Origin of the sequence: Nocardioides sp. GCM10030259 (assembly GCF_042666375.1) — a bacterium.
In the GTDB taxonomy this organism is placed as follows: domain Bacteria; phylum Actinomycetota; class Actinomycetes; order Propionibacteriales; family Nocardioidaceae; genus Nocardioides.
On the sequence record NZ_JBHTDF010000001.1, the window covers coordinates 62539 to 69087 of the forward strand.

Below are 6549 nucleotides of genomic sequence, written 5' to 3' on the forward strand. Positions count from 1 at the left end.
GGTGAACCCTACGAGCTCGTCGAGTACGTCGCCTGGTAGGCCAGCAGCGCCGCGCGGCCGGCCTCGAGGTCCCGCTCGAGCTGGTCGGCGAGCGCGACGGCACCCTCGGTCGTGCCCGTGTCGGCCACGAGCTCGATCTGCTGCGCAGTGCGCCCGGCAGGGGTGACGCCGAGGTTCAGCGCGCCGCCCGCGAGCTTGTGCGAGACCTGCTTGAGCGTCGGCGCGTCGTCGGCGTCGATGGCCTGCCGGATCGACTCCAGGGTCTCCGGCGTGTTCCGCACGAAGTTGCCGATCGCCCGGTCCAGGTACGTCGTGTCGCCGGGGTCGAGGTCGCGCAGCTCGTCGAGGCGGTCCAGGGCGAGGCTGTCGAGGTCGCCCTGGCGTGCGGGGGAGTCGCCGGTGTCAGACACGGTCGGCAGCGTACTCGGCGCGTGCGGCCGCGGAGCGCCATCCCCGTCGCCGAGCCACCACTGCAGCGCCCCTGCGAGCGCAGCGGAGTCGACGGGCTTGGTGAGGAAGTCGTCCATGCCGGCCAGCAGGCAGCGCTCGCGCTCGCCCTCGACCGCTGCCGCGGTCATCGCGATGATCGGGATCGTGATGCCCTCGGCGCGGATCGCCCGCGTCGCGGCGTACCCGTCCATCCTCGGCATCTGCACGTCCATCAGCACCACGTCGTAGTCGCCGGTCCGCACCTCTTCGACGGCCATCTCACCGTCGTCGGCGGTGGCGCACGCGTAGCCGAGCGCGCGGAGCAGCCCCACGGCGACCAGCTGGTTGATCGGGTTGTCCTCCACCACCAGCACCCGGAGGTTCTCCGTCGACTCGCCGGCCGGCTCCGCCCGACCGTCGGAGCGCGGCTCGCGCCCGGCGAGCTGGCGGAGCATCGCCGTGCGCAGCTCGGCGGCGAGCGCCGGCTTCACCAGGCAGGTCGCGATGCCGGCCTCCGCCAGCTGCTCGGCCGACGGCGACACCGACGACGTCAGCATGATCAGGCGCAGCGCGTCGTTCTCATCGTCGGCGGCCAGGGCCCGAGCCAGGTCGAGCCCGTCCCGGTCGGGCATGGAGAGGTCGAGCAGCACGCCGTCGAAGGGCTCGCCGGCCCCGCGGGCCTGAGCGACGGTCTTCTCCGCGATGTCGGCGCTGTCCGCGGTGTCGACCAGCACCCCCCAGCGGGCCAGCTGCTCGTCGAGGATGAGGCGGTTGTGGGCGTTGTCGTCGACGACCAGCACCCGCTTGCCGGCCAGCCACTCCCGGCCGTACTCGTCGTCGGGATCGGCGGGTGAGCCGGTCGGCGCCTCCAGGTCGGCGGTGAACCAGAAGACCGTGCCGCCGCCCGGGTTCGGGCGGAGCCCGATCTCGCCGCCGAGCGCTGTCACGATCTCGCGCGAGATGGCCAGGCCGAGGCCGGTGCCGCCGAATCGCCGGGTCGTCGACGCGTCGGCCTGCGTGAACGCCTCGAACAGCAGGTCGACGTCGCCCTCCGGCACGCCGATCCCGGTGTCGGCGACCGTGACGTGCAGGCGGGTTCCGCCTCCGGGGCGCGGAGTGGCCGTCGCCCGGATGAAGACCTCGCCCTCCTCGGTGAACTTCACCGCGTTCGAGCCGAGGTTCGTCAGCACCTGCGCGAGCCGGGTCGGGTCGCCCCCGAGCACCTCGGGCACGTCGGGGTGGCACGAGACGATGAGCTCGAGGCCCTTCGCCCGTGCCGACTCCCCGAGCATGCTCGCGATCTGGTCGAACACCGCCCGCACCTCGAAGTCGAGCCGCTCGAGCTCGAGCATGCCCGCCTCGATCTTCGAGAAGTCGAGGACGTCGTTGATGATCGCGAGCAGCGCCCGGCTCGCGACCTGGACGCCCGAGGCCAGCCGCAGCTGGTCGGCGTCGAGCCGGGTGCGCAGCAGCAGGTCGTTGAGCCCGATCACGCCGTTGAGCGGGGTGCGGATCTCGTGGCTCATCGTCGCGAGGAACTCCGACTTCTGGCGCGACGCCTCCATCGCGGCGTCGCGGGCGTCGGCCAGCACCCGCTCGGCCCGCTCGCGCTCGGCGACCCGGGCGAGCTGCAGCGCGATCTGCTCGACCATCGACTGGACCACGTCGTGGCGCCTGAGGGGCGGCGCCGCCGTGATCGCGATGACCGCGACGACCTCGTCGGCGTACGCCACCGGGCAGGCGATCGTGAGCATCGCGTCCGACCAGACCGACCGGTTCTCCCGGAACGCACGCTCGGCGAGCGCCAGCTCAGCCGCGCCCTCCTCCGACGGCTCGGCGTCGGCGCGCGCATCCTCCTCCGAGAGGACGAGGGGTACGACGCGCTCGCCCGACTCGTCGGGGACGAAGGCCCGCCCGCGCACCCAGTTCTCGTGGAACAGCACGAGGTTGCGGGCGTGGGTCAGCACCTCGGCGAGCGTGCGCGCCTCGTTGGCGGTGAACGCCACGGACTGCATCAGGGCGTTCTGGCTGACCTGGTCCTCGAGCGCGAGGTTGGCGACCTTGGTCTCGGTGATGTCCTGGTGGGTTCCGGACATGGCGACGACTCGGCCGGAGGCGTCCGGGATCGACACGCCCCGGCCCCTCGTCCAGACCCAGCCGTCCGCGCCGCGGATCCGGGCCACGAACGTGAAATCGCGGGGACGCTCGAGCGCCTCGCGCACCGCGGCAGCGATCTCGGGAACGTCGTTGGGATGCACGAGGTGGAGGAAGTCGTCGTAGGCGATCGGGAACGATGCCGGGTCCAACCCGTAGAGCGCGCACAGCTCGTCCGACGCGTGGATCTCGCCGGTCGTGACGTCCCACTGCCAGCTGCCCAGTCGCGCGATGCGGTGGGCCTCGGTGAGCTGCTCGCGGCTCTCCCGCAGCGCGTCCAGCGCCTGGCGACGGCCGCTGTAGTCGCTGATCCGGTGCGTGAAGCCGACGATGTTCCCCTCGTCGTCGCGGATCTCGACCTCGCTGACGATCACCCACAGCGACGTGCCGTCGGCGCGCCAGAAGAGCACGTCGACGTCCTTCGCGTTCGGGCCTTCACGCTTGAAGACCTCGAGGTGCCGGGCGAAGTCCCGCTTGCCGTGCTCGTCGAGCGAGTCCCACACGGTCACGTCGGCCATCGCGTCGGCGTCGACGCCGTACAGGTCGCACATGGCGGGATTTGCGTAGATGGTGCGGCCTTCGAGGTCACACACCCAGATCGCGTCCGGCGACCTCTCCACGATGTCCCGGTACAGCCCTGCCAGCTCCATCAAGTACAGCCTCCTGGGTCAACCCTAGGGGCGAGAGGTCAGCTCTCGGCGGCGATCTTGAAGTCTCCGTCGATTCCTTCGAGCGTCAGGGTGACGTCGTCGGTGCTGTCCTCTCCGTCGACGCTCTCGTACGCGACGGTGTAGCTGATCTGCATGGACTCGGGGTCCGGCTGTGCGGAGACCAGCTCTGCCGAGCGGTACCCGCGCCAGAACTTCTGATACTGGCCGAAGTTCCCGCTCTGGTCTTGGAACGCCGGCGTCAGCTGCTCCCAGGTCGTCGCCGGGTCGTCGGTGACGGTGGCGAGATAGTTCGCGATGAACGTCTCCATCCCCTCGGCGGTCACCTCCGGGGTGGCGGAGGTCTGGGGCGTCGAGGGCGTGCTGGACGGCTGCTCGGACCGACCGGTCGTGCCGGGGTCGTCCTCGCCCGTTGCGAGGATCCATCCCGCCACCGCGAGCGCGATGATCACCACGGCGGCGCCGGCGATCGCGAGCGGGCCGCCACGTGGGCGGCGGCGCTGGGTGCCTGGCTCCGCCGGGGCCGCCGGAGCCACCGCGGCCGCCGGCACGACGCGGGACATCTGCCGGGTCGCGTGCGCGGGCTCGGCGACCGTCGTGGTCGCCGTCGGGACCGGCGCGGGCAGCCCGGCCGCCGGGCCGGCGGCGAGGAAGTCCCTGACCTGGGCCACCGACCAGCGGGAGCCCGGGTCGGTCGACATCGTCGCGAGGAGCACCGGGGAGAGCCAGCCCGCGTCGGCCAGCCGCGGCGGGGGCTCGTTGACGATCCGGTAGAGCGCGCCGAGCACGTTCTCCCCGACCTCGTACGGCGGATGCCCCGCGAGCGCGTGGAAGAGGGTCGCGCCGAGCGACCACACGTCGCTGGCCGGCTGGGCGAGCTGGCCGGACGCGACCTCGGGGGAGAGGTACGCCGGGGACCCGGTCACGAGGCCGGTCTGGGTCAGCGAGGCGTCCGCCTCGGCGCGGGCGATGCCGAAGTCCGACAGCTTCACCTGCCCGTCGGGCGCCACGAGGATGTTCGAGGGCTTGACGTCGCGGTGCACGATGCCCGCGGCGTGTGCCGCCGCCAGCGCGTCCGCCGCCTGCCGTAGCAAGGACGCGGCGACGTCGGCCGACAACGGTCCGTCGCGCTGCACGAGCGCGGCGAGGGTCGTCCCCGCGACGTACTCCATGACGAGCCACTGCTCCGGCCCCTCCATGACGAGGTCGTAGACCGCGACCACGTGCGGATGGTTCAGGCGCGCGGCCAGTCGCGCCTCCCGCTCCGCGCGGTCGAGGTCGGGAGTGCTCCCGCCCGGCGCCCACCCGACGCGCTTGAGCGCGACGTCGCGCCCGAGCACCTCGTCGCGGCCCAGCCACACGGCACCCATGCCGCCACGTCCGATCTCGCGCTCGAGCGTGTACCTACCTGCGATCAACGTGTTCCCTTCCCGGTCCGAGCGAGCGTAGCCAGAGGACCCATGGCACGCTTGACCCGCACATCCGAACGGAAAGGTTCCCCGTGACCGTCGATTCCACCCTTCTCGACGATCTCGAGTGGCGCGGCCTGATCGCCCACTCCACGGACCTCGACGCGCTGCGCGAGGCCCTGTCAGAGGGAAGCGTCCGGTTCTACGTGGGCTTCGACCCGACCGCGCCGAGCCTGCACATGGGCCACCTGGTCCAGGTGCTCACGGCCAAGCGCCTCCAGGACGCGGGACACACGCCGTACGCGCTCGTCGGCGGCGCCACCGGCATGATCGGTGACCCGAAGGAGTCGGGGGAGCGCACGCTCAACAGCCTCGACACGGTCAAGGACTGGGTCGAGCGGGTGCGCCGCCAGATCGAGCCGTTCCTGTCCTTCGAGGGCGAGAACGCCGCCACGATGGTCAACAACTACGACTGGACCGCGAGCCTGTCGACGATCGACTTCCTCCGCGACATCGGCAAGCACTTCCCGGTCAACCGGATGCTTGCGCGCGACGTGGTCCGGAGCCGGCTCGAGGCGGGCATCAGCTACACCGAGTTCAGCTACGTGCTGCTCCAGTCGCTCGACTACCTGAACCTCTTCCGCGACCACGGCGTCACCCTGCAGTTCGGCGGCTCCGACCAGTGGGGCAACCTCACCGCGGGCGTGGAGCTGATCCGCCGCGCCGACGGTGGGCACGCCCACGCCATCGCGACCCCGTTGCTGACGAAGTCGGACGGCACGAAGTACGGCAAGACCGAGGGCGGAGCGCTGTGGCTCGACCCCGAGATGATGTCGCCGTACGCCTTCTACCAGTTCTGGCTCAACGTCGAGGACGAGAAGGTCGGCGAGCTGCTCCGGGTCTTCACCTTCCTCAGTCGCGCCGAGATCGAGGAGATCGAGGCCCAGCACGCGGAGAAGCCCTTCCTGCGCGCCGGCCAACGGGCGTTGGCCGAGCACGTCACCACGCTCGTGCACGGAGCCGCGGAGACCGAGCGCATCAAGCAGGCGTCGGCGGCGCTCTTCGGAGGCGGCGAGCTCGCCTCGCTCAGCACCACCACGCTCGGCGCCGCGCTCCGGGAGGCGGGCAGCATCGTGGTCGACGGGGACGCCGGGGTGCCGAGCATCGCCGACCTCCTGGCCGCGACCGGGCTGGCCAAGAGCAAGGGCGACGCCCGGCGCACGGTCGCCGAGGGCGGTGCCTACCTCAACAACGTGCGGGTGGAGGACCCCGAGCTGGTGCCCGGCGACGACGACCTCGTCGGCGGGACCTGGCTCGTGCTGCGGCGCGGGAAGAAGAACTTCGCCGGCGTCGAGGTCCGCTGAAGCTTGCGCCGACACCCCGGTGTCGCAGGCCCACGAGGCCGGAAAGGGCCCTTGACCTGCGCAAACACCGATGTGCGCCCCGTCACGTCGAACCGATTTGAACTCCGGGGGAGGAGTCCCCTAATGTTCTCCGAGTCGCCAGGGAGCGGCGGGAGGCAAGACCGGTCAGGTCGGGCCTCCGGCCCCGGCGGCCATCCAACTCTCACTTCACCTCACCGGTGGCGAAGCGCGCCCCTCAGCTGGGCCCTCCAAAACTGGCGAGAAATGTGTTGTGCATTGTGCGGATGAGGCGGAAAAGCCCGGATTTGCACCGAGCGAAAACAATCCGCTAAGTTATACGAGTTGCCCCGGCGAGGGAGGCCCGAAAGGCCGACCGAGCGGTGTGCGTCTGATGTTTGAGAACTCAACAGTGTGTCATAGTCGACGAATTAGTTTGTTTATGTCCCGTTGACTGGATTCCTTCTTTTTTGGGGGGGTTTGGTCGCGGATTTCTTTGACGATGATTCTGACAACTTTTTGTCAGTG

The 6549-nt window shown here is 70.7% G+C and carries 3 protein-coding genes; 1 reads left to right on the forward strand and 2 read right to left on the reverse strand.

The features are described from left to right. Window positions 1-8 precede the first annotated feature (8 nt). Both ACFQQI_RS00285 and ACFQQI_RS00290 read right to left on the reverse strand, forming a co-directional pair. Window positions 9-3233, reverse strand: a complete 3225-nt coding sequence (locus ACFQQI_RS00285; RefSeq protein WP_378556166.1) for a response regulator — start codon at window positions 3231-3233, stop codon at window positions 9-11. 38 nt (window positions 3234-3271) lie between these two features. After that, entirely contained in the window at window positions 3272-4669 is a 1398-nt protein-coding gene (locus ACFQQI_RS00290; RefSeq protein ID WP_378556169.1) for a serine/threonine-protein kinase, read from the reverse strand. A gap of 83 nt (window positions 4670-4752) precedes the next feature. Here ACFQQI_RS00290 and tyrS point away from each other — a divergent pair, with 83 nt between their 5' ends. Next, a complete protein-coding gene (tyrS, locus tag ACFQQI_RS00295) occupies window positions 4753-6024 on the forward strand; it encodes a tyrosine--tRNA ligase (RefSeq protein WP_378556172.1) in 1272 nt (423 codons plus the stop codon). The last annotated feature ends 525 nt before the right edge of the window (window positions 6025-6549 follow it).

Coding starts and splice junctions, on each gene's coding strand:
- ACFQQI_RS00285 (WP_378556166.1), bottom strand. CDS start 3,233: ATGGAGCTGGCAGGGCTGTACCGGGACATCGTGGAGAGGTCGCCGGAC.